Source organism: Streptomyces sp. NPDC045026 (assembly GCF_056432625.1).
Genome location: NZ_JBWKIS010000029.1, coordinates 1 through 25568 on the forward strand (window position 1 = coordinate 1; position 25568 = coordinate 25568).

A 25568-nucleotide genomic window follows, 5' to 3' on the forward strand; every position below is an offset into this window, starting at 1 on the left:
TGCGGTGAAGATTCGACACCTCCACCACACACGGAGGCCTTCGCCCTCTTCAAGGCCCGCGCGTGTCAACAACGCTCATGCTCAATACACCTAGGGCCTCGCGTTCGGATCAGGCCGGATCATGTCGGGGTCGCGCCGGACAGTCCCTGGGGCGTGTCCGGGCCGGAGGTGGGGGGCGGCATCGGTGTGGACGTGCCGTTGATCTTCTCTATGGCCTGGCGCGCCTGGTCGCCGGGGGTCCGGGGCGGGGCCGCGCTCAGGGCGGAAGCGGCCGTGGCCTGCGGGGGTTTGGCGTGGGCCGCCGGCAGGCGGGTGCGCAGCCGGTGGCTGACGGCCTCGTCGAGCGTGACCGGGCGGTGCGTGCGGGCGGCGATGCGGCCCGCCTCCTGACCGAGCGCGGCCAGGTCCTCCCAGGTGAGGCGCAGCACCACGGCTAGCTGGGCCTCACCGTCCGGCAGGGCGGTGAGGGGAGGGACGGGGGCACCCGGCTGATGGTCGGTCATGGGCTGGTCTCCTCGCTTGGGGCGGCGGGACACTGCTCGGCATGACGTACGCGCGACGGGCGCCCTGCGTTCAGGCGGGCGCCGGTCGCTCAGGCGGGCCCTGGTCGTCCAGTGTGACGGGGGCGGGGAAGGATCCCGCCCCCGCTCCACCTAGCGGGCGGTCTGCGTGTGGACGTACTCCGCGAGACGCGTCAGGGAGTCCGGGTCGGTGGTGGGCGGCACACCGTGGCCGAGGTTGAAGACGTGGCCCTCCAGGTCCGCCGCCGCGTCGAGCACCTCGCGCGCCTTGGCCTCCACCGCTTCCGGCGTGGAGAAGAGGACGGCCGGGTCGATGTTGCCCTGGAGCGCCTTGCCGGGGCCGACGCGACGCGCGGCCTCGTCGAGCGGGACGCGCCAGTCGACGCCGACCACGTCGGCGCCGGCCTCGCCCATCAGACCGAGGAGCTCTCCGGTGCCGACACCGAAGTGGATGCGCGGCACGCCGTACGCCTCGACGGCCTTGAACACCTTGGACGACGCGGGCATCACGGAGCGCCGGTAGTCGGCGGGGGCCAGCGCGCCGACCCAGGAGTCGAAGAGCTGGACGGCGGAGGCGCCCGCCTCGATCTGCACCTTGAGGAAGGTGGAGGTGATCTCGGCGAGGCGGTCGAGCAGGTCGGCCCACAGCTGCGGGTCGCCGTACATGAGCGCCTTGGTGTGCTCGTGGTTCTTGGACGGGCCGCCCTCCACGAGGTAGCTCGCGAGGGTGAAGGGCGCGCCAGCGAAACCGATGAGCGGGGTGGAGCCGAGCTCGGCCGTCAGCAGACCGATCGCCTCGGTGACGTACCAGACGTCCTCGGGCGTGAGGTCGCGCAGCCGCGCGAGGTCGGCGCGCGAGCGGATCGGCTGCTCGACGACGGGACCGACGCCCGGCTTGATGTCGAGGTCGATGCCGATGGCCTTGAGCGGGACGACGATGTCGCTGAAGTAGATGGCCGCGTCGACGTGGTGGCGGCGCACCGGCTGCATCGTGATCTCGGCGACGAGCTCGGGCATCATGCAGGACTCGAGCATCGGGATGCCCTCGCGCACCTTGAGGTACTCGGGCAGCGAGCGACCGGCCTGCCGCATGAACCACACCGGGGTGTGCGGCACCGGCTCACGCCGGCACGCCTTGAGGAAGGCGGATTCGTACGTCGCTGTCGGCTGCTGGCCCGTGGGGCGGAGGTTGGCACTCACGTCGGAAAGTCTCGCACGGGTGCGAACCCCGTCGGGCGCGGGGACAGTCGGGCGCGGGGACATCGGGGCAGGGGTGCCGGGTGTCTCTCCCTGCGCGAAGGCCGCGTTCCCCTTAACCTTCCCCGCATGGCTGCGGCTGAGGGAAGACTGTCGGACGACGCTGAGGGAATGAGTGAAGCGGAGCGGGAGGGGCGCAAGACGAAGGATCCGGTGGACTCGGCACCACCGCAGTTCCGCGCGGCGGTCGACGCCTTGCGCGGGGCACGACTGCGCCCGGAGATCGAGGTGGACCCGACCAGGCCGCCCCAGCGCCTCGCGCCGCACGCGTACGCCCTGGAGGCCGCGGTGGTGGACGGCGACGACGACCTCGCGGACGGCCGCCTCGTCCTGCTGCACGACCCGGCGGGGCACGAGGCGTGGCACGGGACGTTCCGCCTGGTGACGCTGGTGCGGGCGGAGCTGGAGCCGGAGATGGCGGCGGACCCGCTGCTCCCCGAGGTCTGCTGGTCGTGGCTGACGGGCGCGCTCCAGGGGCGGGGGCTCTCGTACGGGGAGCCGAGCGGCACGGTGACGCGGGCGAGTTCGCACTACTTCGGCGGGCTCGGGGAGCGTCCACCGGCGTCGCAGATCGAGATCAGGGCCTCATGGACACCGCGCGAGGGGCTCGGCGGCGTGCCGGACACGGCCTCGCACCTGGCGGCCTGGTGCGACCTGCTCAGCCAGATCGCGGGCCTGCCGCCGGCCGGCCCCGGGGACGCGTCCGTGGTGACGCTGCCTCAGCGCCGGGGGCCGCAGACGTCCTGACGGCGGTACAGAGTCCTGAACGGCGGTACAGAAGGTCTGACGGGCGACGAAGAACAGCCATCGGTAGGCGACTTTCGGCCTTCCGTCGCCGGTGACGCGGGGCAGGGACTGCCTGGATCGGGTGAATCGGGATCGGACCTCGAAGAGTTCCGGTCCCGTTGTGATTCGGTTCGATCTTCGGATGATCGATCGCGTGTCCGAATTGCACGAATTGTTACTCACTAAATCGTGATCTTTCTCTAAAGGCGGGCGGGTTTACTGCCGAAGAGGTCTGTGACCTTGAAAGCACGGTTCGCCCCGGCTTCATCCCCGAGCCGGTCCCGTCCCGCACCCCAGGAGGCCTGGTGTCCGTTCTCCTCGAGCAGCCCGCAAGCCTGGTCGCCTACCGCCCGAACAAGCCGACCGCCATGGTGGTCGTGGCCGACCCCCGCGTCCGTTCCACCGTCACCCGCCACCTGTGGGCGCTCGGTGTACGTGACGTCATCGAGGCCTCGTCCGTCGCGGAGGCTCGTCCCCGCATCGGCAACCCCCGCGACATCTGCGTCGCCGACGTCCACCTTCCCGACGGCTCCGGCCTGACCCTTCTGTCCGAAACCCGTGCCGCGGGCTGGCCCAATGGGCTCGCCCTCTCCGCCGCTGACGACATCGGTGCCGTGCGCAACGCCCTCGCGGGCGGAGTCAAGGGCTACGTCGTCACCGGCACCCGTACCAACGTCGGGCTGCCCTCCCGCCCCGGCGCCGCCCCCATCGGGTCAGCCGCGGCCCGTATGCACCGCCGCCCCCCGGGTGCTCCGAGCCACCCGGGTGGCTACCGCGAACTGTCAGGCCGTGAGGTCGAGGTGCTCCGGCTCGTCGCCGAGGGCCAGTCGAACAAGGCCATCGGCGTCTCGATGGGCCTGTCCGCGCTGACCGTCAAGAGCCACCTCGCCCGCATCGCGCGCAAGCTCGGCACGGGCGACCGCGCCGGGATGGTGGCGGTGGCTCTGCGCACCGGCATCATTCACTGACACTGACTGGTTTGCGTACCTTCATCGCCCGTCGACGGAACGTTCCGTCGACGGGCGCTGTACGTACACAGATACATTGATCTGTCCCAGCATGGTCCTGACCTGTGGAGATACCATCCAACCCGCCGCTCAGGGCACACCACCGAGGGCAACCTCGACGGCCGCCCAGGCGGTGTCCACACCGTCCGGCCAGAGGTGGGTGCAGGCGCCGAGCATGACGCTCGGCTTCGAGTGCCCCAGACGCATCTGGACGATCTTCACCAACTCTCGGTACCCGGCAGCTTCCAGAACCGCGTTCGCACGACACACCCTGGCCACCCGTGTCCGGGCCCGGGGGAACACCGCCCCTTCCCCTGTTGCGTCTGGGGCAGTTGGGGTTTCTTCTGTCGCCACCTGCACCTAGGGTGACTCCCACGGAGTGTGCTGTACGGGGAGGTCACAGTGGCGGTGGACAGCACGGATCGGCTCGTGACCGACGAGTGCGGCGGGGCCGCTGCTCGTGCTGCAGAACTCTGGCGACCCCGCTGTACCCGCTGTCCGACGCCGCGGTGGCGAGGCGGCACGGCAGTTGTCGTCGTGCGTGGCCGCCGCCGGAACCCGGCACTCCCATGCGCCTGACACACCCCATCCAGCCAATTTCGCATGCGAACCAGCACTGAAGATCCAACGCGCACGGGGGAGAGCAGCGAGCAATGGAAACGACAGGGCACGAGTCGACACAGATGCGACTCAACCAAATACCAACCGACCCTAGCGGCTCGGCCAATCCTCCTGGTCTTTCTGGCGGCCAGACAGATCTGGCGTCCTCACCGGCCGAGAAGAAGGCCGCAGGCAAGGCAATCGAGCAGCACATCGAACCCGACACCAAGCAGGCGGGCGCCTGGGCGGATGAGGAGACGGGCAGTGCAGTGAAGGCGTTCGGGCCCAAGGACGGGCACGGGTGGCTCACTTCGGGCGCCGTGAGCAAAGCGCACAAGACGTGGGGCGAACAGGCCAAGAACCTCATGAACCGGCTGTCCTCGGAGAAGGGGGCACTGCAGAGCAGCAACACGTTGCTGACCGGGACGGACTTCGGAGTGCTCGCCGGGGTGCGCAAGGTGTCGGTACTCGACACATACTCACCGCCACCGCATCCCTGACAGACAGCCCGCTCGTACGCGTTCGCACTCAACGGGGATCCATGCCGACTTACCACGAGATAATGACGACCGACCTGTCCACGCTCACCACCGCTGCCGAACGCTGGGACGGCATGGCGGAGAAGTTCCACAAGCAGGAGACCGCGTACCGGCGGGATGTGCACGGCATATCCATGGGCCAGACGTGGATAGGACTGAGTGCGGACGCCGCCAATCGGCGCTTCGACATCACGCTCAAGGAATTCCAGAACGCCCAGGTCGAGGCCAAGGCGATCGCCGCACTCCTCCGTGACGCGCACACGCAGTTCGTGGACCTTCACAAGAAGCTGGAGACAGCCCGGGACGAAGCCGTGGCGAAGGACATGAAGGTGTCCGACCAGGGCGTCGTCACGTACGACTACAGCAAGCTCACCCAGAGCGAGCACCAGGTGCTGGCCCACGATCCCGACTACCAGGCGAGCATCCGCACGGCCGTCAACTCCTGGCAGCAGCGCATCGATCAGTGCGTTCAGAACGTGGACGACGCGGACAAGGGCGTCGAGGTCGCCTTCACGGCTGTCGTGATCGACTCCGACATCTCCGACGGCACGATGAACGGCTTCAACGGCAAGGCGCAGGGCGACATAGAGAAGTACGAGGCTGTCGAGGCCGAGGACATCGCGACGCGCATCAATTCCGGCAAGGCCTCCGCGCGCGATTACCAGGAACTGCAGCGGCTCTTCCGTGACAACTCCCACGACAAGGCGTTCAGCCAGACCCTCCTGGACGACCTCGGAGCGCGGGGAACGGTGAAGCTGTCCAACGACCTCGAAAGCCTCGGCCACTACGACGACAAGAAGAACGCCGGCCGGTACAAGGACCTCGAGAACGGCCTCGCGACCACGCTGGCCACCGCGACCCGCGACCCGAACTCCGAGTTCTACAAGCACTTTCGTGCGGACATGCAGAAGGCGGGGGTCGAGGAGTTCAAGGTGGACGGCCTCAGCCCGATTCCGAACGAGAGGGTCCGCGGCTACCAGAGCCTCGTCACGCTGATGCAGCAGGGACACGGCTATTCCGGGCAGTTCCTCGAGGACACCGCCGACGACGTCCGCAAGGCCGAGGAGTCGCACTTCGCCAAGGGGAACCCGGAATCCATCTGGGCCCTGCGGGACGATTTCAACGGCAAGGACCGGGGTTGGTTCGCCAACGACCCGCTCGACGGCGTACTCGGCATCATGTCCGAGGACCCGAAGACCAGCACCGAATACCTGGACCCGGCGCACAACGACAACCTCAAGTACCTGCTGCACGGGCGCGATTGGGACACGGTCGTCGACCACTACGCGACTCCGCCCGGCGGCACCACGACAGGCATGCCGGTCATGGCGGAGGACGGCGACGTACGCAAGGGCTTCGGCGCCGCCCTGGAGGCCGCCACGACCGGGGAGGCGCCTGGCGCCTACCACGCGGTCGGACAGCACAGCGAGCCGCAGGCCCGCATCCTGCAGGAGACCATCAACACCCTGTACTCGGACAAGGCGGCGGACCACCTGCCGAAGAACCTGTCCACACCGCTGGCGCACGTCCTGACGTCGTACACACCCGACACGCACGAGATCTACGCCGCCTCGGACTCGAAGTACGACATCGACTGGGACAGCACGGGCGAGGTCTGGAGCGACAAGGACGGGGCGCACATGGCTGTGGGGCACCAGCGCCTCGCCGCCGTAATGAGGGGCATCGCCGACGACGGGGGAGCCTTCGGCCACCTCTACGGGGCTGAGCAGCAGTATTCGCACCATGTCCTGGCGGATATCCCCCAGGACGCAGGCGACAAGACGATCCAGAACCGCGTCGTCGAGTCCTCACGCGCCATGGGCGCCTATGACGGCATCCGGTCGGACGTCATCTTCGACGAACGGTTCAACAAGACACAGTGGGCCGCCGACTTCAACCACGGGATCGGCACGGGTTTCAGCACAGCACTGATGTTCAATCCCGTAGCTGATCTCGCCCCGGTGGGAGACCTCACCACGAAGGCGATCGACGTGTGGGCCTACGAGTCCAACAAGGAACACACCGCCGAGGCGAACGTCGAGGCCACCGAGAAGAACGCCAAGACCTACGACGCCGGGCTGCACGACGTGGATCACATGGTCAGGGCATGGGCCGACAGCCGCGGGCACGGCATCGACAGCGACTGGACGAAGTCCTTCGTCCACGCGGGGCAGGACCAGTACGACTTGGGCCGCAACCGTACGCTCGACACCCTTCGAGCCGACCGTTGACGCTCGGAGAAAGTGGCACCCGACAGAATGAGCACGATGCAAACCAAGTCCAGGCTCCGACGTATACGCGCAAGGTGGTGCGCGCCGGCACTCGTTCTGACCCTCGGGATCGTGGGCTTCGTGCTGTACAGCACCGGCACGTTCGACCAGTGGAAGGACGACCGATCGCTCGACCACGCCTGCGACGGCACCCTGGCTCAGGGCGGACTTCGCGCAGCTCTGCACTCGTCGCACCTGAGCGCCGGCTCCGAGGGCGACAGTGACTACCTGGCTTCCTGCAGTGTCCGCAACGCAGAGACCGGACCACAGCGCAGTTCCCTGGATGTGAAGCTGCGCTGGAGCAGTGCGGCGCCCCCCTCCGCCGACCTCTCCTGGTACAACGAGGACTACAACGGCGTGAGGGGGCAGGCGGTGCCCCTCGGCCACGGCTGGTCCGGCGTCGCCAGGTACCAGGGCGGCTGGCAGGTCATGGTCGCGCTCGACTGCCAGAACCAGAAGAACAAGGCTCTTGTCGCATACGGTGACCTGTACGGGGAGCCGAACAGCGCCACATTGGCCGGGCTCGGCCGGGTGACCACCGAGACGGCCCAGAAGGCAGCCGAGGAGCACGGGTGCCAGGTGAAGGCCGGCGAGCGGCTCACCAGCGTGCCCCCCTCCCGGCTCGGCACGCCTGATACGGCGAAACCCTTGAAGCAGGCGCAAGGTTCCTGCGCCCCGTTGCGGGGGCTTGCCCCGACGGCCGCAGGGAACGGTGTACCCGAGGTCATGGAGTACCCCGCGGATGCGCAGACGCCGCAAGTGAACTGCTACCTGGCGACACCGGAGAAAAAGCCCGGATACGGCCTGTACGCCTACTACGGCGGCGCCGCCAAGGACTTCCTCACGAGTGAGGGCGACAACCTCAAGAAGGGCCGCGGCCCCACGTACAGCGACAAAGAATATGCCTGGGCCACCGCCAGGTGCCCCAGGTCCGCACAGCCCGCAGTGTTCGTGCTGTACCACCTGTACGACAGGGACACCGACACATACCCGGCCGCTCACTACTCCGCCCGGTTCGCCGCATCGGCACTCAAGACCTTCGCCGACCACGAGGCGAAACTGCGCGGCTGCTCTGACGTTCAAATGGCCTCCCGGCCTTAGAACTCACCGCACGCATCGTCGATCGTTCATGAGGGTCCGTCAGCTTGCTGACGGACCCTTTGCGGTGTGCCTCACGGTGCAAGCCTCGACAAGAGGGCCTTCCCATGCCTGTAGATCAAGTATGGATTATTGGGACTAACATGCATATTTCGGGCACTCTGGTGCGAGAACCCCGCAGCCGCACCGAGACCTGTCCAGACGCGTTTTCGCAGGTCAGTTGACCAATGGCCAGAACACGCAGGTCAGGCACACGCACGTACAGATACCCTTGACAGGTGACCGACGCCCAAGAGACCGCAGCAGACGCTTCACTGCGAACCACCGGGGGCGCACCCCCGGACGACGGCGGCTCAGTTGCGGAGGTGCCGATCCCCCTGCTCGAGCCGCGCGAGGGCATCCCGCCGGTGATCACCGACGAGGCCTCCCTGGCCGAGGTGGTCGCGGCCTTCGCCGCGGGCACCGGACCCGTGGCCGTCGACGCCGAGCGCGCCTCCGGCTACCGCTACGGTCAGCGCGCCTACCTGGTGCAGCTGCGCCGCGAGGGCGCGGGCTCCGCCCTCATCGACCCCGTCGCGTGCCCCGACCTGTCCGCGCTCGGCGACGCGATCGCCGATGCCGAGTGGGTGCTGCACGCCGCGACACAGGATCTTCCGTGTCTGCGCGAGATAGGAATGGTCCCCAGCCGCCTCTTCGACACCGAGCTCGCCGGGCGCCTGGCCGGTTTCCCGCGCGTGGGGCTCGGCGCGATGGTGGAGAACGTCCTCGGCTACGTCCTGGAGAAGGGCCACTCGGCCGTCGACTGGTCGACGCGGCCCCTGCCCGACCCGTGGCTGCGCTACGCCGCGCTCGACGTGGAGCTCCTCGTGGACCTGCGGGACGCGCTGGAGAAGGAGCTCGACCGGCAGGGCAAGCTCGACTGGGCGCACCAGGAGTTCGACGCCATCGCCTCGGCGCCGCCCGCGCCGCCCCGCAAGGACCCGTGGCGGCGCACGTCCGGGATGCACAAGGTGCGGCGGCGCCGGCAGATGGCCGTCGTGCGGGAGCTGTGGACCGCGCGGGACCGGATCGCGCAGCGGCGTGACGTGTCGCCGGGCAAGGTGCTCGGCGACGGCGCGATCGTCGAGGCGGCGCTCTCGCTGCCGGCGAACGTGCACGCGTTGGCGGCGCTGCCCGGTTTCGGGCACCGTACGGGGCGGCGTCAGCTGGAGCAGTGGCAGGCGGCGGTGGACCGGGCGAAGGAGCTGCCCGACGCGGAGCTGCCGCAGCCAGGGGCGCCGCTCGCCGGGCCGCCTCCCCCGCGGGCCTGGGCCGACAAGGACCCGGTCGCCGCGGCGCGGCTCTCCGCGGCGCGGGCCTCGGTGTCGTCGCTGGCCGAGACGCTGAACATGCCGCAGGAGAACCTGATCACGCCGGACACGGTCCGCCGTGTGTGCTGGGAGCCCCCGGGCGACCGCTCCGAGACGGCGGTGGCCGAGGCGCTGCGCGGGTACGGGGCGCGGCCCTGGCAGGTCGAGCAGGTCACGCCACTGCTCGCCGAGGCGCTGAAGCAGACCGCCTGACCCGCGGGGCGCCGCGCGGGCGCCCGCGTTCGTAGCGGTTTCGTACCGGTGGCCCCTCCTCGCTCGTCGCGGCGGGGAGGGCCTGCCTACGGTCACTCCCATGATCACCAGGGGGTACGAGGCATGGGTGCGGGATTTCGAGGTCGAGCGGGAGCGCCGGGCCGCGGCAGGGGAACCCGCCTGGGAGCGGGGCGCGCGGGTGCATCCCGCGATCTGGCGGAGCGTGCGGCGCTTCCAGGTCGGCGAGAGCGGTGACGGGGCGAACCTGATCGCCAAGGCCGACCGGGCGGGCGACGCCCCGTACGCGCGTGCCGTGCGGCTGTTCGTGGCCGAGGAGCAGAACCACGCCCGGCTGCTCGGGCTGCTGCTCGGCGCCGGCGGGGTGCCGCCGCTCGCGTCGCACTGGAGCGACACCGTCTTCGTCCGGCTGCGCCGGCTCCTCGGGCTGCGGCTCGAACTCCTCGTCCTGATGGTCGCCGAGGTCGTGGCGCTGCGTTACTACCGGGCGCTGCGCGACGGCACCGACGACGCGCTCACGACACAGGTGGCCGGGGCGATCCTCGCCGACGAGGAGCGGCACGTGCCGTTCCACTGCGAGCGGCTGCGCGAGGCGTTCGCGCGGGTGCCGCGCCCGGTGGGGCGCCTGGTGCTTCTGGGGTGGCGGGCGCTGCTCCTCGCCGCGGCGCTCCTCGTCGCCTGCGACCACGGCCCGGCGCTGCGCGGGTTCGGGGTGGGACGGGTGCGGTTCGTCCGTGACGTGGCGGCTTCGGCGGGGCCTGTGGTGCGCTCGATCCTCGATCGCGCGGTGTGACGTTCGCCGCTCCGGCCGGGGGGACTACACGACTTGGTTACCCGCAAGTAGCATGACGGTATTCGCAGCGCGCTTCCCGCATCCCGGGTGCGTGCCGCGCGGCAGTGCCATCCCGCATCTGGAGGAGAGCCATCGTGCCTCGTACCGTCAGGGACGTCGTCTTCGTCGACGGCGTCCGCACCCCGTTCGGCAAGGCGGGCCCGAAGGGCATCTACCACGAGACCCGTGCCGACGATCTCGTCGTGAAGGCCATCAGGGAGCTGCTGCGCCGCAACCCGGCCCTCGACCCCGCGAAGATCGACGAGGTCGCCATCGCCGCGACCACGCAGATCGGCGACCAGGGCCTGACCCTCGGCCGCACCGCCGGCATCCTCGCGGGCCTCCCGCAGTCCGTGCCCGGCTACTCCATCGACCGCATGTGCGCCGGCGCTCTGACCGCCGTGACCAGCACCGCGGGCTCCATCGCCTTCGGCGCGTACGACGCCGTCATCGCGGGCGGTGTCGAGCACATGGGCCGCCACCCGATGGGCGAGGGCGTCGACCCGAACCCGCGCTTCGTGTCGGAGAAGCTCGTCGACGAGTCCGCCCTGTTCATGGGCATGACCGCCGAGAACCTGCACGACCGCTACCCCACCATCACCAAGCAGCGCGCCGACGAGTACGCCGTGCGCTCGCAGGAGAAGGCGGCGAAGGCGTACGCGAACGGGAAGATCCAGCAGGACCTCGTCCCGATCTCCGTGCGCAACACCAACCCGGACGTCGGCGAGACCGGCTGGGGCCTGGTCACCGCCGACGAGCCGATGCGCCCGGGGACGACCCTGGAGAACCTCACCGGGCTGAAGACGCCGTTCCGTACGCACGGCCGCGTCACCGCGGGCAACGCCGCCGGTCTCAACGACGGTGCCACCGCCTCGATCCTCGCCTCCGAAGACTTCGCCCGCGAGAACAACCTCCCGGTGAAGATGCGCCTCGTCTCCTACGCCTTCGCGGGCGTCGAGCCCGAGGTCATGGGCTACGGCCCGATCCCGGCGACGGAGAAGGCCCTCGCCAAGGCCGATCTGTCGATCGAGGACATCAACCTCTTCGAGATCAACGAGGCCTTCGCGGTCCAGGTCCTCGCCTTCCTGGAGCACTACGGCATCGCGGACGACGACGCGCGCGTCAACCAGTACGGCGGCGCCATCGCCTACGGCCACCCCCTCGCCTCGTCCGGCGTGCGCCTGATGACGCAGCTGGCCCGCCAGTTCGAGGAGCAGCCCGAGGTCCGCTACGGCCTGACGACGATGTGCGTCGGCTTCGGCATGGGCGCCACGGTCATCTGGGAAAACCCGCACCACAAGGACGCCGGAGGCGACAAGTGAGCACCACCACCGCTGAGCTCCTGAAGGGCGCCGCCGAGCTGTTCCCGGACGAGGTCGTCACGTCGGCGAACGTACGCCACCTCGACCTCCCGTTCGGTGCGGGCCGGTTCGCTCTGATCACGCTCGACAACGGCTTCGACCACACCAAGCCGACCACCTTCGGCCCGGCCTCGCTCGCGAACCTGAACGCCGCGATCGACCAGGTCGAGCAGGAGGCGGCCGCGGGCACGATCGTCGGCGCCGGCATCACCGGCAAGCCGTTCATCTTCGCCGTCGGCGCCGACCTCAAGGGCGTCGAGCTCCTCAAGAAGCACGACGACGCGCTGGCCATCGGCAAGGGCGGCCACGAGGTCTTCAAGCGCCTCTCGGGCCTCGCCGTGCCGACGTTCGCGTACTACAACGGCGCGGCCATGGGCGGCGGTGTCGAGGTCGGTCTGCACTGCACCTACCGCACCGTCTCCAAGGCGCTCCCGGCCTTCTCGCTCCCCGAGGTCTTCCTCGGTCTGGTCCCGGGCTGGGGCGGCTGCGCCCTCCTGCCCAACCTGATCGGCGCGGACAAGGCCGTCTCGGTCATCATCGAGAACTCGCTCAACCAGAACCGCCAGCTCAAGGGCAAGCAGGTCTTCGAACTCGGCATCGCCGACGCGCTCTTCGAGGGCGCCGACTTCCTTGAGCAGTCGCTGATCTGGACGGCGAACGTCCTCAAGGGCGACGTGAGTGTCGAGCGCGCCGAGGTCGACCGCGGTGACGCGTGGGACCAGGCCGTCGCGCGCGGCAAGTCCATCGCCGACGGCAAGGTGCACGGGGCGGCCCCGGCCGCGTACCGCGCGCTGGAGATCATCGCCGCCGCCAAGGACGGGAACCTGCAGGCCGGGTTCGACGCCGAGGACAAGGCGCTCGCCGACCTCATCATGGGTGGCGAACTGCGCGCGGGCATCTACTCGTTCAACCTCGTCCAGAAGCGCGGCAAGCGCCCGGCGGGTGCCCCGGACAAGTCCCTCGCGCGTCCGGTCACCAAGGTCGGCGTCGTGGGTGCGGGCCTGATGGCCTCGCAGCTCGCGCTGCTGTTCCTGCGCCGCCTCGAGGTGCCGGTCGTCCTGACCGACATCGACCAGGAGCGCGTCGACAAGGGTGTGGGCTACGTCCACGCCGAGATCGACAAGCTGCTCGGCAAGGGCCGCATCAACCAGGACAAGGCCAACCGCCTCAAGGGCCTGGTATCCGGTGTCCTGGACAAGGCCGAGGGCTTCTCCGACGCGGACTTCATCATCGAGGCCGTCTTCGAGGAGATCGGTGTCAAGCAGCAGGTGTTCGCGGAGGTCGAGGCGGTCGCCCCGGCGCACGCGATCCTCGCCACCAACACCTCGTCCCTCTCGGTCAGCGAGATGGCGTCGAAGCTGAAGCACCCCGAGCGGGTCGTCGGCTTCCACTTCTTCAACCCCGTCGCGATCCTCCCGCTCCTGGAGATCGTCCGCGGCGAGCAGACCGACGACGCCTCGCTGGCCACGGCCTTCGGTGTCGCCAAGAAGCTGAAGAAGACCGCGGTTCTGGTGAAGGACGCCCCGGCGTTCGTCGTGAACCGCATCCTGACGCGCTTCATGGGCGAGATCCAGAACGTCATCGACGAGGGCACCCCCGTCGAGGTCGCCGAGAAGGCCGTCGAGCCGCTCGGTCTGCCGATGTCCCCGCTGGTGCTCCTGGAGCTCGTCGGTCCGGCGATCGGTCTGCACGTCTCGGAGACCCTGAACCGCGCCTTCCCGGAGCGCTTCACGGTGTCCCCGAACCTCGCGGCCGTCGTCAAGGCCGGCAAGCGCGGCTTCTACGTCTACTCCCCCGAGAACGACTTCAAGCCGGAGCTCGACCCCGAGGTCGCGGCGCTCCTCAAGCAGGGCGATGTCGTCCTGACACAGGAGCAGGTCCGTGACCGCGTGCTCGACGCGGTGGCGCAGGAGATCGGGCTCATGCTCGACGAGGGTGTCGTCGCCGAGGCCCAGGACATCGACCTGTGCCTGATCACCGGCGCCGGCTGGCCCTTCCACCTGGGCGGCATCACGCCGTACCTGGACCGCGAGGGCGTCAGCGAGCGCGTGACCGGCAAGCGGTTCCTGGCGCAGGGCGTGGCCAGCGTTCCCGCGTAACTCCCCCGCGTTTTCGGTGCCCGGCATGCCAACTGGCGTGCCGGGCACCGGCGTTTGCGCGGCCTGGGTACGCTCCCCGCGTGCGGCGGCGCTCACCGCCGCCGGAAGAAGGGCCGATGCACATGACGACACTGCTCATCGTCGACGGTGCCAACGTCGTCGGTTCGGTGCCCGACGGGTGGTGGCGCGACCGTCGGGGCGCGGCCGAACGCCTGCGGGACAGCCTGGTGACCCGCGCCGAGCGCGAGCGCGAGGGCGTCGACATCGTGCTCGTCGTCGAGGGCGCGGCGCGCGGCGTGGAGTCGGTGCCGGGCGTACGGGTCGAGTCGGCTGCCGGGAGCGGGGACGACCACATCGTGGAGCTGGTGGCCGCGGCGGAGCAGCCGTGCGTGGTGGTGACCGCGGATCGTGAACTGCGGCGCCGGGTGGGCGAGTTGGGGGCCGAGTGCGTGGGGCCGCGGACGGTGTACGGAGGGCAGGGTGACCGGTAGCTCCCCAGGCCGGAGCGTGAGCGTGAACGTTCCCTCCAGCAGGGCGTGGTCCGACTCCGGGTACTTCACCGCGTCGGCGTCGACGGACCGGACGTGGCGCCGGTCGGCGAAGAGGTAGTCGATCTTGCGCCCGCCGGCGGTGGGTTCGTCGTCCGCCCGGTCCGCCTCCGTGAACCGACTCGTGAGCAGGGACAGCGCGGGCGCGTCAGGAGGCAGGTTCAAGTCGCCCGCGAGTACGACGGGCACGCTCCCGGGGAACGACGCCGTCCAGTCCCTGATCTCCCGTAGCTGCTCAGGGGCCTTGGAGTACGCGTGCGCCGTGCACGCGACGAGGCGCTCGCCCTGGACGCGTGTGTGGGCGCAGAGCAGTCCCCTGTGGACCAGGACGGTGCGCCCGCCGTTCGTGTAGGTCTCGCCGCCGGTGTGCGTGAAGGGGCGGTAGTCCTGCCGGCCGTCCGGGACGTCGCCCCGGCTGAGCACCGCGCTGCCGAACCGGCCCGTCCTGCCGCAGGCCGGCACGTTGTCCTGGGACGAGGCGTACGTGCCGTCCATCCGCCGGCCGGCGCGGGCGAGTTGTTCCTTCAGCGCCGCGTACTGGGTCAGGCAGATCTCGTTGACGGCGACGATGTCCGGCTCGTACCGGACCGCGGACTTCACGAGGCGGGCCACCGACGTGCCGCGCCCGGACCCGCCCGCGTTCCACGGACATCCGGCGGCCGCGCCGCACAGGTTGTACTGCAGCACGCGGACCGCGCGTGATCCCTCTGCCGGGCTCGCCTTCTCGTCCGGCAGGACGAGCAGCGTTGCGAGCAGGACGAGCAGCGCCGCGATCGCGGCCACGACCGCCGTCCCCCATGCGGCGGGTCCGTTCCTCAAGGCTCTCCCTGCCGGTGCGCAGCCGTCTACCAGTCTCCGGTGAACGGCCTGTGCCCACATACGTCACCACATGTGTGGCGGGTCGCTCCCAGCCCCCGGATCGGGCTGTCCTCGGGGATGCCGACGACCGTGAACGTGCGCGGCGCAGGCGCTGATTCGGCCGCGCCGAAGAGGGCGATCACCTCGATCGTGTGGGTTCCGGGGCGCCAGGCGTGCGGGTGCGTGAACACCCACTCGCCCCGCTCGTCGACGCCGGTCGCACCGATCAGGACACCCCTCTCCATCAGTACCACCTTGGTGACGCCCTGGTGCACGCTGCCGGAGAAGCGGGGGCGAGGCCCGGTGTAGGCCGCGTCGGCCGGGGCCGTGATCAGCGGGCTCGGCACGTCGGTCACCACCGTGAAGCGGTGCTCCTCGATCGCCGAGACGCCGTCGCCGCGTAGTCCGACGCACTGCACGAGGCGCTCGCCCGCCGCCCAGTTCACCGAGCGGCGCCAGCTCCACTGCCCCGCGCCGCCCACGCCCGTACCGCCGATGTACCGGCCCTGCTCGAAGAAGAGCAGATAGTCGGTGCCTGGAGCGACGCTTCCGGAGAACTTCACCATGGGTCCGGCGATCCCTCCCGCGGCCGGCTTGGTGATCACCGGAGCCGGGCCGGCCGCCCGGCCGTACTGGAGGGCCGACTCCGGCGCCTGGACCGTGAATTCGCCGGAGACCGGCGGCATCATCAGGGGCTCCGTGAGAGCGGGGACGTTCACCTCGGTCTTGTCGAGGACACCGAGGTTGCACAGTTCGGCCAGCACCAGACGCGCGACCTCGAACGCTCCCGTGTGGTTGAGATGGGTCGAGTCGATCGTCCCGTCGGGGTGCAGCGGGTGCTCGCCCGCGTCCGTCCAGCAGAAGAACTGGCGCAGTCGCGTGGGCCCGAGCTGGGACCACAGCTGCATGGTGCGGCCGGTCAGGTCCACCAGTGGCACACCGAGCCGGGCGGCGACCTCCGCCATGGCACGGGGGTAGTCGCCAAGGGTGTTGAGCACCTCGCCCTGCGTCGAGAACGCGTAGCGCGCCGTCGGCGTGACCATGACCGGCACTCCGCCCGCCTCGTGCACGTACGCGGCGAAGAGGCGCAGCAGCTCCTGGTACTCGGCGACCGGCACGTGCCGCGTGCCGTTGTGGATCATGTGGTCCACGTAGCCGAACCCGATGAGGACGATGTCGCCGCGGTTCATCCGGTTGAGCAGGGCGGGCAGGCGCTGCGTGAAGTATTTGCGCGTCGTCATCGCGCTGCGGGCGTAGTTGGCCACTTCGAAGGGGCCCACCAGAAGTTCCTGGAGCTTCTGGCCCCACCCCGCCATCGGGGCTTCCTCCTCCGTGCGGGGAGCCGGTACGGAGTCCCCGAGGACAAACAGCGTGCGGTTCATTTCGTCTCCGTCCACGGGATCGGCCGGTCCCAAGAAGGCTTCAGCGGTCTACGACGTTCATGGCCATGGCCCCGGACGCCGAGCAGTACGGCCGCACCCACACGGGCTTCGCCGGGTGCACGGTGGAGAACTGCGACGGTTCGTCGCCGACCAGCGGGACGCCCGGGTAGGCGAAGGCGCTCTTGACGTCGGGGAAGTCCTCCAGCACATGGCAGATGCGCACCTTCGCGCGGTCGTGCGGATCGGGCTGCAGCCACCAGTCCCAGTCCTCCCACCGCTCCAGCCGGTGGTCGACGACGCGCCGGACCGGGGCCTCGGCCCGGAAGGAATGGCTGCCGAGAACCTGTACGGGCACCGTGAAGTTGAGTGCGTGGGGGCCGCGGCGGCTGAGCACGAACAGGGCGCCCGGCTGAATCCTGGGTCCCCCGCACAGCACGCCGGTGAGCTCGATGGCGGCGTCGCCGACCTCGACGGACGTGCACTCCACGTGGGTCGCGCGCACCACGGTGCGCAGCATGAGCTTCCCGTTCGGCTGGGCGTAGGGAAGGTTCCAGCCGACCTGACCGGCCACGGGACGCGAGAGCAGGCGGGCCCGTGCGTCGATGAGCGCCCGGGTGTCGCGAAGCCCGGCCTTGAGGTGGACGTTCTCGTGCTTGGCGGAGCGCATGGTCACGCGCCAGCGGCCGTCACCGAGGTCGTCGAGCGCGGCCGGGGTCAGTGCGGCGCCGTAGCGGGTGCCGCCGTTGGCGAGGGTTTTGCGGACGGTCCGCAGCTCCATGTCGGGCAGGGGCGGCCCGTCGGACGGGCTGTGGCGCAGCACGAACTGCCAGCGGCGCTTGCCGTCGGCCGGCCCGTCGAGGGCGAACCGCAGCCACCCCGCGTCGTCACTCGTGACGTCGGCGCGCGCCGCTCCCATCGACACGGGCGGCACGGTCGCGTCGGCGTGCGTGGCCTCGCGCGGCGCGGCGGGCCTGCGGTAGCCGCGGCCGGCGGCGGCGCGGCGGCTCGCGGCATCGTCGAAGAGGTCCACGTAGGTGGCCGCGACGGCTTCGGGGTCGTAACGGGCGGAGTTGCGCAGCGCGTTCGCGCCCATGTGGGCCCGGAGCATGTCGTCGGCCATGAGCCGGCGCAGCCCCTGGGCGATGGCCTCGGCGTCACCGGTCCTGACGAGGAAGCCGTCCTCTCCGTGGCGCAGGATCTCCCGGGGGCCCACCGGGCAGTCGGTGGAGACGACGGGCAGGCCGCAGCGCATGGCCTCGACCAGGGTCATGCCGAAGGACTCGGCGCTCGAGGTGACCGCGGCGATGGAGCCCTTGGCCCACTCGGACTCGATGGGCGAGAAGCCGCCCATGAGCAACGCCCGTCCCGCCAGGCCGAGTTCGGTGACCAGGGCGCGCAGCTTGGCGGCCTCACCGCCGTCGCCGTAGATGCGCAGCTGCCAGTCGGGGAACTCGTCCGCGAGCAGGCCGAAGGCGCGGATGAGGAGGTCGTAGCGCTTGATGTGGTGCATGCGGCCCGCGCTGACGACGACCTTGTGCGCGCAGTCCGACGGCTCGACGGCGGGCTGCGGAACGCTGTTGGGGATGCCGACCACGGGGATGCCCGGGATGGGCGTGTTCTCCATGAAGGAGCGGGCGTCCGCCTCGGTGACCGTGGTGATGGCGTCGAGGCGGGGGTAGACCTGCGCCATCCTGGCCCGTACGGCGGGCGGGATCGCCAGGTGTGTCATGTGCTCCTGGGCCACGCGCAGTGCTCCGTCGCGGGTGAACTCGGCGACGAAGAGGTTGAGGCTGGGGCGGGTGCCGATGACGACATCGGCGCCCGTGCGCTCCAGGTCCTGGATGATGCGCTGGTCGGTGAACTTGCTGTACTGCGCGTAGAACTCCTCCTGGCGCGGCACCACCGCGCTCGGCTCGCTGCTGCCGGGCGCGTCACGGTCGGAGGATCCGGGGCGCAGGTCGACGAGGGCGCGCACGGTGATGCGAGGAGAGATCTCGAACTTCGTGGCGGTGGTGCGCCGGAACACGGAGACGATCTCGACGTCGTGGCGGACGGCGAGGGCCTCGGCGAGGTTGATGACGGTGCGGTTGGTGCCGCCGATGCCGTAGATGTTGTTGATCAGGAAGGAGATCTTCATCGGATCTCGCTCTCCTTCCGCTGCTGGGGCACGCGCTGCGTGGGGATCAGCGCCTCGGCGTGCTGTTTCTCGAACGGGCTCGGCACGGGGTAGTACGACTGGAGGAAGTCCCGGACCATGTCGCCCTGGCGCCCCACGTCGAACGTGTCGGAGACCGTGTCGTTGATGCAGAACGCCTGACGGTCCCGGCGGGCCAGCAGGATCCCCAGGCGGCGCGCGATCTCCGGCCTGGCCAGGTCGAGATAGGCGAACGCGATGTCCGAGGGGACCGCGCGGCCGGTGAAGTAGGCGTAGTAGTGGTACAGCGACGACGGGATGGAGATGTCGGTCGCGCTGCGGAACCGGCTGTGGGACGTACCGAGGTGCGCGTCCCTGAACTCGTTCTCGATCTCGTACAGGACGCTGCGGCGCAGTGCGTACGGAGCGTGACGCAGCTTCTGGACGATCGCGGAGCCGAAGTTCTCCAGGATGAGGCGGCGGTTGTTCCTGCCTGCCGCGTCCACCGGCCTGTCCCCCAACGCGTCGTCCCAGCGCGGGAGTTGGGAGGGGGAGAAGAAGGTGCGGCTCACGCCGTTGGAGAGGAAGAAGTCCTGGGGGGTGACGGGCGCGCCGAGGAACATGTCGTCGTTGAAGTAGAGGAAGTGCTCGGACAGGCCGTCGATGTGGTGGAGCTGGCTCTCGATGGCGTGCGAGTTGAAGGTCGGCAGGGCGTCGGGGTCGTCGAAGATCTCGGAGTGGTCGACGACGGTGATGCGGGAGCCCCGCTCGTTCAGCCATGCCGGACGCTGCTGGTCGGTCACCACGTAGATGTGCCGCACCCAGGGGGCGTTCTGCTCCAGCGCCCGCAGGGAGTAACGCAGCTCGTCCCGGCTGATGTAGCGGGCCGCGTTGGCGGACTCGGCGTGGTAGCCGCCGTCCTCGATGCCGGCCCTCCTGCGCTGCCAGGCGGGGTCGTTGCCGTCCACCCAGGTGTAGACGACGTCGATGGGGAAGCGCACGTCCTCCGGCAGCGGCTGGGCGCAGGCCGCGACGGTGCGCACGGACCGGGTGCGCCGGGTGTGCAGGGCGGCGAAGCCGGTGAGTCGGCTGATGGGGACGCTGATGCGGGGCTCGTCGAGGGCGATGTCCTCGGCGACCCGGTTGGGGCGGGGCGCGACGAGGCGGCCCTCGCTCGTGTGCCAGAACTCGATGTCGCAGCCGTGCTCCAGGCCGAGGACGAGCGAGGCGCCGGGATCGCTCCACACCATGCCGGTGCGCAGGACGGGCGCGGCCTCGGCGATGCGCCGGCCGCCGCGTGACGCGCACAGTACGGGCTTGCCCCGCTGGGCCGCGCCGTGGCAGGCGACGATGTAGACAGGCGCGGTCGCGCGGGTGCCCACCAGGACGTCGGCCACCCGCGCCCGGTCGGCCTCGGCGACGGCGAGCGTGGAGCGGAACTCGGAGGTGCCGCGCACCGCGAAGTGGTCGATGCCCGCCGCTTCGAGGAGCGAGACGACGAGTTCGACGTTGGCCTCGCGCAGTCCGAGCGGGGAGGCGGTGGGGCGTACGAGGGCGATCTGCGCGCCGCGGTCGGCGAGCACGGCGAGCCGTTCGCCGTCGCCGAACAGATGCGGCCAGGCCCGCCGGGCCCTGACCCCGCGGGCGAAGCGGAAACCGAGGGTCAGGGTCGTCAGGCGGCGCAGCACGCGCTTGACGGCCATGCGCAGCCGCGCCGGTACGCGGCGTGCGACGCGGCGTCTGAGGGAGGCGGGGACGAGGGCGCGGTATACGCCGACCGCAGCGGATGCCTCGGGGTTGCCATTGCTCACGTGTGGTTGTCCGGGTCGTCTGGGCCGCCGCGCTCGAACGGGCTGGGCACGGGGAAGTAGCGGTGCAGGAAGCGGATGACGGCATCGGTGCCGCCGTGGGCCAGCGCTTCGTCGCTGCCGAGCCCGAAGAGGTGCATCTGCTGGGTGTCGCGCCGTACCAGGAGCCGTTCCAGGCGGCGGCCGATGTGCGGCAGTGCGGCGTGCAGCGCGACGGTGGCCTCGCCGGAGGGGTCGGCGAGCCCGGAGCAGTGGGCGAAGTGGTGCGCCAGTCCGTCGCCGGGGTGGGTGCCGGGGAGCGTGGGCACCCGTTGGTCGTCGGGGCCGGGAACGAGCAGCATGCCGACGCCCGCGAGCCGCCCGAGGGCCTGGCACGAGTGCGGCTGCGGGCCGGCGGCGTAGCCGTGCGACACGGCGCGCCCGGTGGCGCTGACGGCTGCCCGCGGCCACTGCTGGAAGGACTCCTCGGCGGTCCACAGGCCCTTGCGGGGGCGGGTCTCGCGGTGCGGCGTGAAGTAGTCGAAGGGGCGCACCGGTCGGCCGAGGACGGCGCCGGGGCGCATCAGCAGGAAGGTCTCGGCGACGTCGGGGAGCCGGTGCAGCTGGGAGGTGGCCCCGGCGCCCGCGGGGACGACGGTGAGCCGTTCGTCGGCGCGCAGCCAGTGCGGGGGCGGAGCCTGCGCGACGACGTGGACGAGGTCGATCCAGGGCGCGTACTGGTGCAGGGAGCGCAGCGTCGCGCGCAGCAGTTCCTCGCCCCAGGGGGTCGGGTGCTGCCACAGGACCACCGCGTCGACGGGGAACGTGATCTCTTCGAGGCGCGAGATGTCGAAGCCCTCGAGCGTGATGGTCGGTTCGGCGTCGCCATCGATGTCGGAGTAGGCGCAGAGCCGGTCGAAGGCGATCTCGATGCCCAGGGCGTCGCGCGGGACCACGCGCTGGACGCGGTTGGGGCGGGGCCCGACGAGGCGCTCGTCGGCCAGCTCGTCGTTGACGGTCCAGAACTCGATCTCGACGCCCTGGTCGTCGCCCACCCACAGGTTCTGGGTGGGGTCGGTGCGCAGCCAGGTGAGGCGTACGACCTTGGCCTTGCCGAAGTTCTTCCACGCCTTGATGTGGCTGCCGGGAACGGTCGCGGTGTCGTTCGCGGCGGGCGACACCGAGACGACATAGCCGGTGTGTTCCTCCAGCAACGCGCGTAGCACGCGCCGGACCTGGCCCTTGTCCCGCTGTTCCACGGCGATACAGACGCGCCGGTCGTCGAGCGCGGGCACGGCGAACCAGGGGATGCCGGCCGCGTCGAGGGCGTAGGTGACGAGATCGTGGTCGAGGCGGCGTGCGAGGTCGGCGGTCACCCCGCTGTGGACGTGGGCGATCCGGCCGTCGGGCGCGGGGACGCGGCGCTCGGAGACGCTGATGGCGTCGGACTTGCGGACGCGGCGCAGCGCGCGCCGGTGCAGCCGGGCCTCGCGGCGGTTGAGGGTCCTGGCGAGCCCGCCCTTCACCTTGCGCCGTACGCGGGGCGGCACGCTGTGGGCGGCGACGGAGCGCACCGGCTGGGGAACGATCCGCTGGTAGACGTGCGCGGCGGAGCTCATGGACGTCGAGTCGGACACTTCACGAACTCCGTTTCATCGCTCGTAGGGGCTGGGTGTGGGGAAGTACGCGTTGAGGAATCCGTCGAGGAGTTCCTGCTGCGCCTCGATGTCCTCCGGTGTGGAGAAGGCGTCGTTGAGGCAGAAGGAGTCCTGGCTGCGGCCGTCGAGCAGGCGCTGCAGCCGGTCCGCTAGGTCCGGCACCGCGAGCTGGAGGTAGGTGAACGGCATGGAGCCGGTCTGGGCGCGGCCGGTCATCGCCGCGTAGTAGAGGGCGAACGACGAGGTGGGTGACAGGTCCGTCATCGCGCGGAACCGGCTCGCCGACGTGCGCGCCCAGGCCTGAGGGAAGTCCTCCTCCGCCTCCTCCATCGCGCTGCGCCGCAGGGCGTAGGGGATGTGCTCCATGGGCTGGGTGATGACTTTGCCGAAGCGCTCGCGCAGGAGGGCGCGGTTGTTCTTGCAGGCCGCGTCGACGGGGGTGTCGGTCTCGACGACCGGGCCCTGCGGGATGCGGTTGCGGGAGGGGAAGTACCGGGCCGTGCCGGAAGGGGTGAAGAAGGCGTGGGGGGCGACGGGGCGGCCCATGAACATGTCGTCGTTGAAGTACAGGAAGTGCTCGGACAGGCCCTGGATGTGGTGCAGCTGGCTCTCGATGGAGTGCGAGTTGAACGTGGGCAGGTCCGCGGGGTTGCGGAAGATCTCGCGGTGAGTTGCGATGCGGCAGCCCGGCAGGTCCTCGCGCATCCACTCCGGCACCTGGTCGTCGGTGACGATGTAGATGTTCCGGATCCACGGCGCGAACAGGTACAGCGAGCGCACCGAGTAGCGCAGCTCGTCGCGGCTGATGAAGCGCGCGTCGCTGGCGGACTCGGCGTGGTAGACCTCGCCCTTGGCGGAGGCCTTGCGGCGCTGCCAGGCCGGGTCGTTGCCGTCGACCCAGGTGTAGACCGCGTCGACGGGGAAGTCGATGTCCTCGGCCATCGGTACGAGGAACTCCGGCCGGGTGGGCAGGGCGGGTGCGAGGTGCGCGGGCGTCGCGTCCGAGACGAAGCGGCTGAACAGGCGGGCGGGTCCGGTCACGTTGGGCTGGTCGCCCCACACGGACCAGGTCACGCGGTTGGCGCGGGGGGCCACGAGGTGACCGCCGTGCCAGCGCCAGAACTCGATGGCGCACCCGTACTCGTGACCGAGCAGCAGGTGGCCGCCGGGGTCGGTGCGGTACCAGCTGACCTGGATCGCGGCCGCGTCGCGCACGCCCCGCCAGGCGCTGGGGTCCGCGGAAGGCAGTGGCTTGGGCGCGCGCACCGGGTCCTGCGCGATGACGCTGAGGTGGCCGGGGAAACGGCCCAGGCCACGGAAGACGGCACCCAGGACGCGCTCACGGTCGGGTTCGGCGACGGCGATGACGGATCCGTGGTCGGACGTGCCGCGGACGGCGAAGTACGGGATGCCCTCGGCGTCGAGGAGCGCGGCGACGGCCGAGCGGTTGGCCTCGCGGGCCCCGAGCGGCGTCACCGAGGTCTCGACGTACGCACCCTCGTGCGGCGATTCGGCCTGCGGGTACGGGGGAGCCTGTGCCGGCACACCGGAGCGGAGCGGGACGGACTGCGGCGCGATGTTCCACGCGTCCGAGTACGTGATGGGACCGGGAATGGTCGTCATGCGGCCCGCCCCCCGGCGTATCGCGACACCCGGAGCCCCCCGGCGCGCGGCCTCAGCCACTCGGACAACACCAACTCCTCCATCACGGAACGCAGGCGTGGACCTGTGGCGAACCTCAGGTCCTGGCGTGCGCGACCCCCCCGAGCCGTTTGCCTTTTGCCTAAAAAACTTCGATCAAGCCTGATTAAGCCCAAAATGTGCTCATAAATGACTGACATTCACAGGCTGCGCACATCTTCAGACGCCAACTCGGCCGATGTCAACACCGCCCACATTTCACGATCAATCAGACCTGTCACCTCACACCAAGACATAACGGCCATCGTGAACAGCAAAGGAACAGAGGCCAAGTCTGAGGATTCGAAAATGTGTCTATAGTGCATCAACATCCATGCAAAGCCCCGGGCCGGCCGCCTCCCCCCACCCGAGCCCAGTCCCACTTGCACCTCGGGTATCGGAATCGAAAGCGGAGAGAGGCCTCCTGGCATGTCCCACACCCTGACGGACTCCGGCGCGCGCGGCGCCCGGCGCGCGGCGCCCGACCGGCGCAAGAAGAAGCCGAAGCGCAAGCGCCGGGTGGGGCGTTGGATCGCCCTCGGCCTGGTGCTCGTACTGCTCGCCCTGGGCGGCACCGCCTGGTGGATGTACCACAGCCTCAACTCGAACCTGAACAACGTCGACATCGACAAGGCTCTCGGCGACGACCGCCCCGAGAAGCTGCCGACCAGTGGCCAGAACATCCTGGTGCTCGGCTCGGACTCGCGCGCGGGCGCCAACTCCGCGCTCGACGGCGCCAAGGTCAGCGGAGCCCGCTCCGACACCGCCCTCGTCGTGCACATCCCGGAGGGCCGCAGCCGGGCGACCGCGGTGAGCATCCCCCGCGACACCCTGGTGACCCGCCCGGCCTGCACCACGACCTCGGGCAAGTCACTGCCCCAGGCACAGCGCGTCATGTTCAACTCCGTTTATTCGACGGGCGGTCCGGCCTGTGTGGTGAAGACGGTCGAGAAGATCTCCGGCATCCGCATGGACCACTACATGGAGATCGACTTCGCCGGCTTCAAGGGCCTGGTCGACGCCATCGGCGGAGTGCCGGTGACCGTCGACAAGCCCATTCACGACAAGTCGAGCGGCCTCGACCTCGCGGCGGGCACGCACAAGCTGAACGGCACCGAGTCGCTCGCCTTCGTCCGGACCCGGCACGGCGTCGGTGACGGCAGCGACCTCGGACGCATAGGCCTGCAGCAGCAGTTCATGCTGGCGCTGCTCGGCGAGATCAAGAAGCAGGACCTGCTCGGCAGCCCCACCAAGACCTACAAGATCGCGGACACGCTGACCTCGTCGCTCACCACCGACTCGGGCCTAGACTCGCTGACTTCGCTCGCGGACTTCGGGCGCAGCATGAACGGCGTCGACCCCGGCACCATGGAGACGATCATGCTCCCGGTGGCGTACGACAAGCAGGACCCCAACCGGGTCGTCGCGGCCGAGCCGCAGGCGCACGACCTGTGGAAGGCGCTGCGGGCCGGCGAGCCCGTCCCGGAGTCGGCCAAGAAGTCGCCCGCCACGGGCGGCTGACCCGGCGTCACGAACGAAGCGTCCCGCCCGGATCACTCCGGGCGGGACGC

At 70.1% G+C, this 25568-nt stretch carries 19 protein-coding genes and 1 pseudogene; 11 read left to right on the top strand and 9 right to left on the bottom strand.

Going from position 1 to position 25568, the window contains the following annotated elements:
* Positions 1 to 119: 119 nt before the first annotated feature.
* Entirely contained in the window at positions 120 to 503 is a 384-nt protein-coding gene (locus AC07EJ_RS37890) for a hypothetical protein (RefSeq protein WP_478885961.1), read from the bottom strand.
* 150 nt (positions 504 to 653) lie between these two features.
* Positions 654 to 1721 (bottom strand): uroporphyrinogen decarboxylase, encoded by a 1068-nt coding sequence (gene hemE, locus AC07EJ_RS37895; protein WP_389480314.1) that lies wholly within the window; start codon positions 1719 to 1721, stop codon positions 654 to 656.
* Between the two features lie 168 nt (positions 1722 to 1889).
* On the opposite strand from hemE, the gene AC07EJ_RS37900 reads away from it, so the two are divergent.
* Together AC07EJ_RS37900 and AC07EJ_RS37905 are read left to right on the top strand one after the other, a co-directional pair.
* Entirely contained in the window at positions 1890 to 2525 is a 636-nt protein-coding gene (locus tag AC07EJ_RS37900) for a DUF3000 domain-containing protein (protein WP_389480312.1), read from the top strand.
* A 344-nt stretch (positions 2526 to 2869) separates the two neighbouring features.
* Positions 2870 to 3532: a response regulator transcription factor gene (locus AC07EJ_RS37905; protein WP_100591261.1), complete on the top strand. Its 663-nt coding sequence runs from the start codon at positions 2870 to 2872 to the stop codon at positions 3530 to 3532.
* Positions 3533 to 3661: 129 nt separating this feature from the next.
* On the opposite strand, the gene AC07EJ_RS37910 is transcribed toward AC07EJ_RS37905, so the two are convergent.
* Entirely contained in the window at positions 3662 to 3793 is a 132-nt protein-coding gene (locus tag AC07EJ_RS37910) for an integrase (protein ID WP_389480310.1), read from the bottom strand.
* A gap of 461 nt (positions 3794 to 4254) precedes the next feature.
* Here AC07EJ_RS37910 and AC07EJ_RS37915 point away from each other — a divergent pair, with 461 nt between their 5' ends.
* The 8 genes from AC07EJ_RS37915 (at position 4255) to AC07EJ_RS37950 (ending at position 14441) form a co-directional block, all read left to right on the top strand.
* Positions 4255 to 4671, top strand: coding sequence for a hypothetical protein (locus AC07EJ_RS37915; RefSeq protein ID WP_478885962.1), 417 nt, complete (start codon positions 4255 to 4257; stop codon positions 4669 to 4671).
* 62 nt (positions 4672 to 4733) lie between these two features.
* Positions 4734 to 6941 carry a hypothetical protein gene (locus AC07EJ_RS37920; protein WP_389480305.1) on the top strand — a complete coding sequence of 736 codons (2208 nt, stop codon included), beginning with the start codon at positions 4734 to 4736 and terminating at the stop codon, positions 6939 to 6941.
* Positions 6942 to 7052: 111 nt separating this feature from the next.
* The gene (locus AC07EJ_RS37925) at positions 7053 to 8081 is read left to right on the top strand and encodes a hypothetical protein (protein ID WP_478885963.1); all 1029 of its coding nucleotides are present in this window, start codon (positions 7053 to 7055) and stop codon (positions 8079 to 8081) included.
* A gap of 275 nt (positions 8082 to 8356) precedes the next feature.
* Positions 8357 to 9640: an HRDC domain-containing protein gene (locus AC07EJ_RS37930; protein ID WP_389480299.1), complete on the top strand. Its 1284-nt coding sequence runs from the start codon at positions 8357 to 8359 to the stop codon at positions 9638 to 9640.
* 100 nt (positions 9641 to 9740) lie between these two features.
* Positions 9741 to 10451 (top strand): ferritin-like domain-containing protein, encoded by a 711-nt coding sequence (locus AC07EJ_RS37935; RefSeq protein ID WP_478885964.1) that lies wholly within the window; start codon positions 9741 to 9743, stop codon positions 10449 to 10451.
* A gap of 134 nt (positions 10452 to 10585) precedes the next feature.
* Positions 10586 to 11812, top strand: a complete 1227-nt coding sequence (locus AC07EJ_RS37940) for a thiolase family protein (RefSeq protein WP_393583060.1) — start codon at positions 10586 to 10588, stop codon at positions 11810 to 11812.
* Positions 11809 to 13950, top strand: coding sequence for a 3-hydroxyacyl-CoA dehydrogenase NAD-binding domain-containing protein (locus AC07EJ_RS37945; protein WP_389480291.1), 2142 nt, complete (start codon positions 11809 to 11811; stop codon positions 13948 to 13950). Before AC07EJ_RS37940 ends, AC07EJ_RS37945 begins: the two co-directional genes overlap by 4 nt.
* A 122-nt stretch (positions 13951 to 14072) precedes the next feature.
* Positions 14073 to 14441 (top strand): PIN domain-containing protein, encoded by a 369-nt coding sequence (locus AC07EJ_RS37950; protein WP_389480288.1) that lies wholly within the window; start codon positions 14073 to 14075, stop codon positions 14439 to 14441.
* Between the two features lie 57 nt (positions 14442 to 14498).
* Here the strand turns inward: AC07EJ_RS37950 and AC07EJ_RS37955 are convergent.
* The 6 genes and pseudogenes from AC07EJ_RS37955 to AC07EJ_RS37980 form a co-directional block, all read right to left on the bottom strand.
* Positions 14499 to 15377: pseudogene (locus tag AC07EJ_RS37955) on the bottom strand (endonuclease/exonuclease/phosphatase family protein); the annotation flags it as partial.
* Positions 15344 to 16738: a GDSL-type esterase/lipase family protein gene (locus AC07EJ_RS37960; RefSeq protein WP_478885965.1), complete on the bottom strand. Its 1395-nt coding sequence runs from the start codon at positions 16736 to 16738 to the stop codon at positions 15344 to 15346. The gene AC07EJ_RS37960 and the pseudogene AC07EJ_RS37955, both read right to left, overlap by 34 nt.
* Before the next feature lie 40 nt (positions 16739 to 16778).
* On the bottom strand, positions 16779 to 18875 hold the full coding sequence (locus AC07EJ_RS37965; RefSeq protein ID WP_478885966.1) for a glycosyltransferase family 4 protein: 2097 nt from the start codon (positions 18873 to 18875) through the stop codon (positions 16779 to 16781).
* Positions 18872 to 20683 (bottom strand): stealth family protein, encoded by a 1812-nt coding sequence (locus tag AC07EJ_RS37970; RefSeq protein WP_393583065.1) that lies wholly within the window; start codon positions 20681 to 20683, stop codon positions 18872 to 18874. Before AC07EJ_RS37970 ends, AC07EJ_RS37965 begins: the two co-directional genes overlap by 4 nt.
* Positions 20680 to 22296, bottom strand: coding sequence for a sugar phosphotransferase (locus AC07EJ_RS37975; protein ID WP_389480276.1), 1617 nt, complete (start codon positions 22294 to 22296; stop codon positions 20680 to 20682). The genes AC07EJ_RS37970 and AC07EJ_RS37975 overlap by 4 nt, the downstream gene beginning before the upstream one ends.
* Positions 22297 to 22311: 15 nt before the next feature.
* Positions 22312 to 23940, bottom strand: a complete 1629-nt coding sequence (locus tag AC07EJ_RS37980) for a stealth family protein (protein ID WP_389480273.1) — start codon at positions 23938 to 23940, stop codon at positions 22312 to 22314.
* 486 nt (positions 23941 to 24426) lie between these two features.
* On the opposite strand from AC07EJ_RS37980, the gene AC07EJ_RS37985 reads away from it, so the two are divergent.
* Positions 24427 to 25518 (top strand): LCP family protein, encoded by a 1092-nt coding sequence (locus tag AC07EJ_RS37985; protein ID WP_393583067.1) that lies wholly within the window; start codon positions 24427 to 24429, stop codon positions 25516 to 25518.
* Positions 25519 to 25568 lie beyond the last annotated feature (50 nt).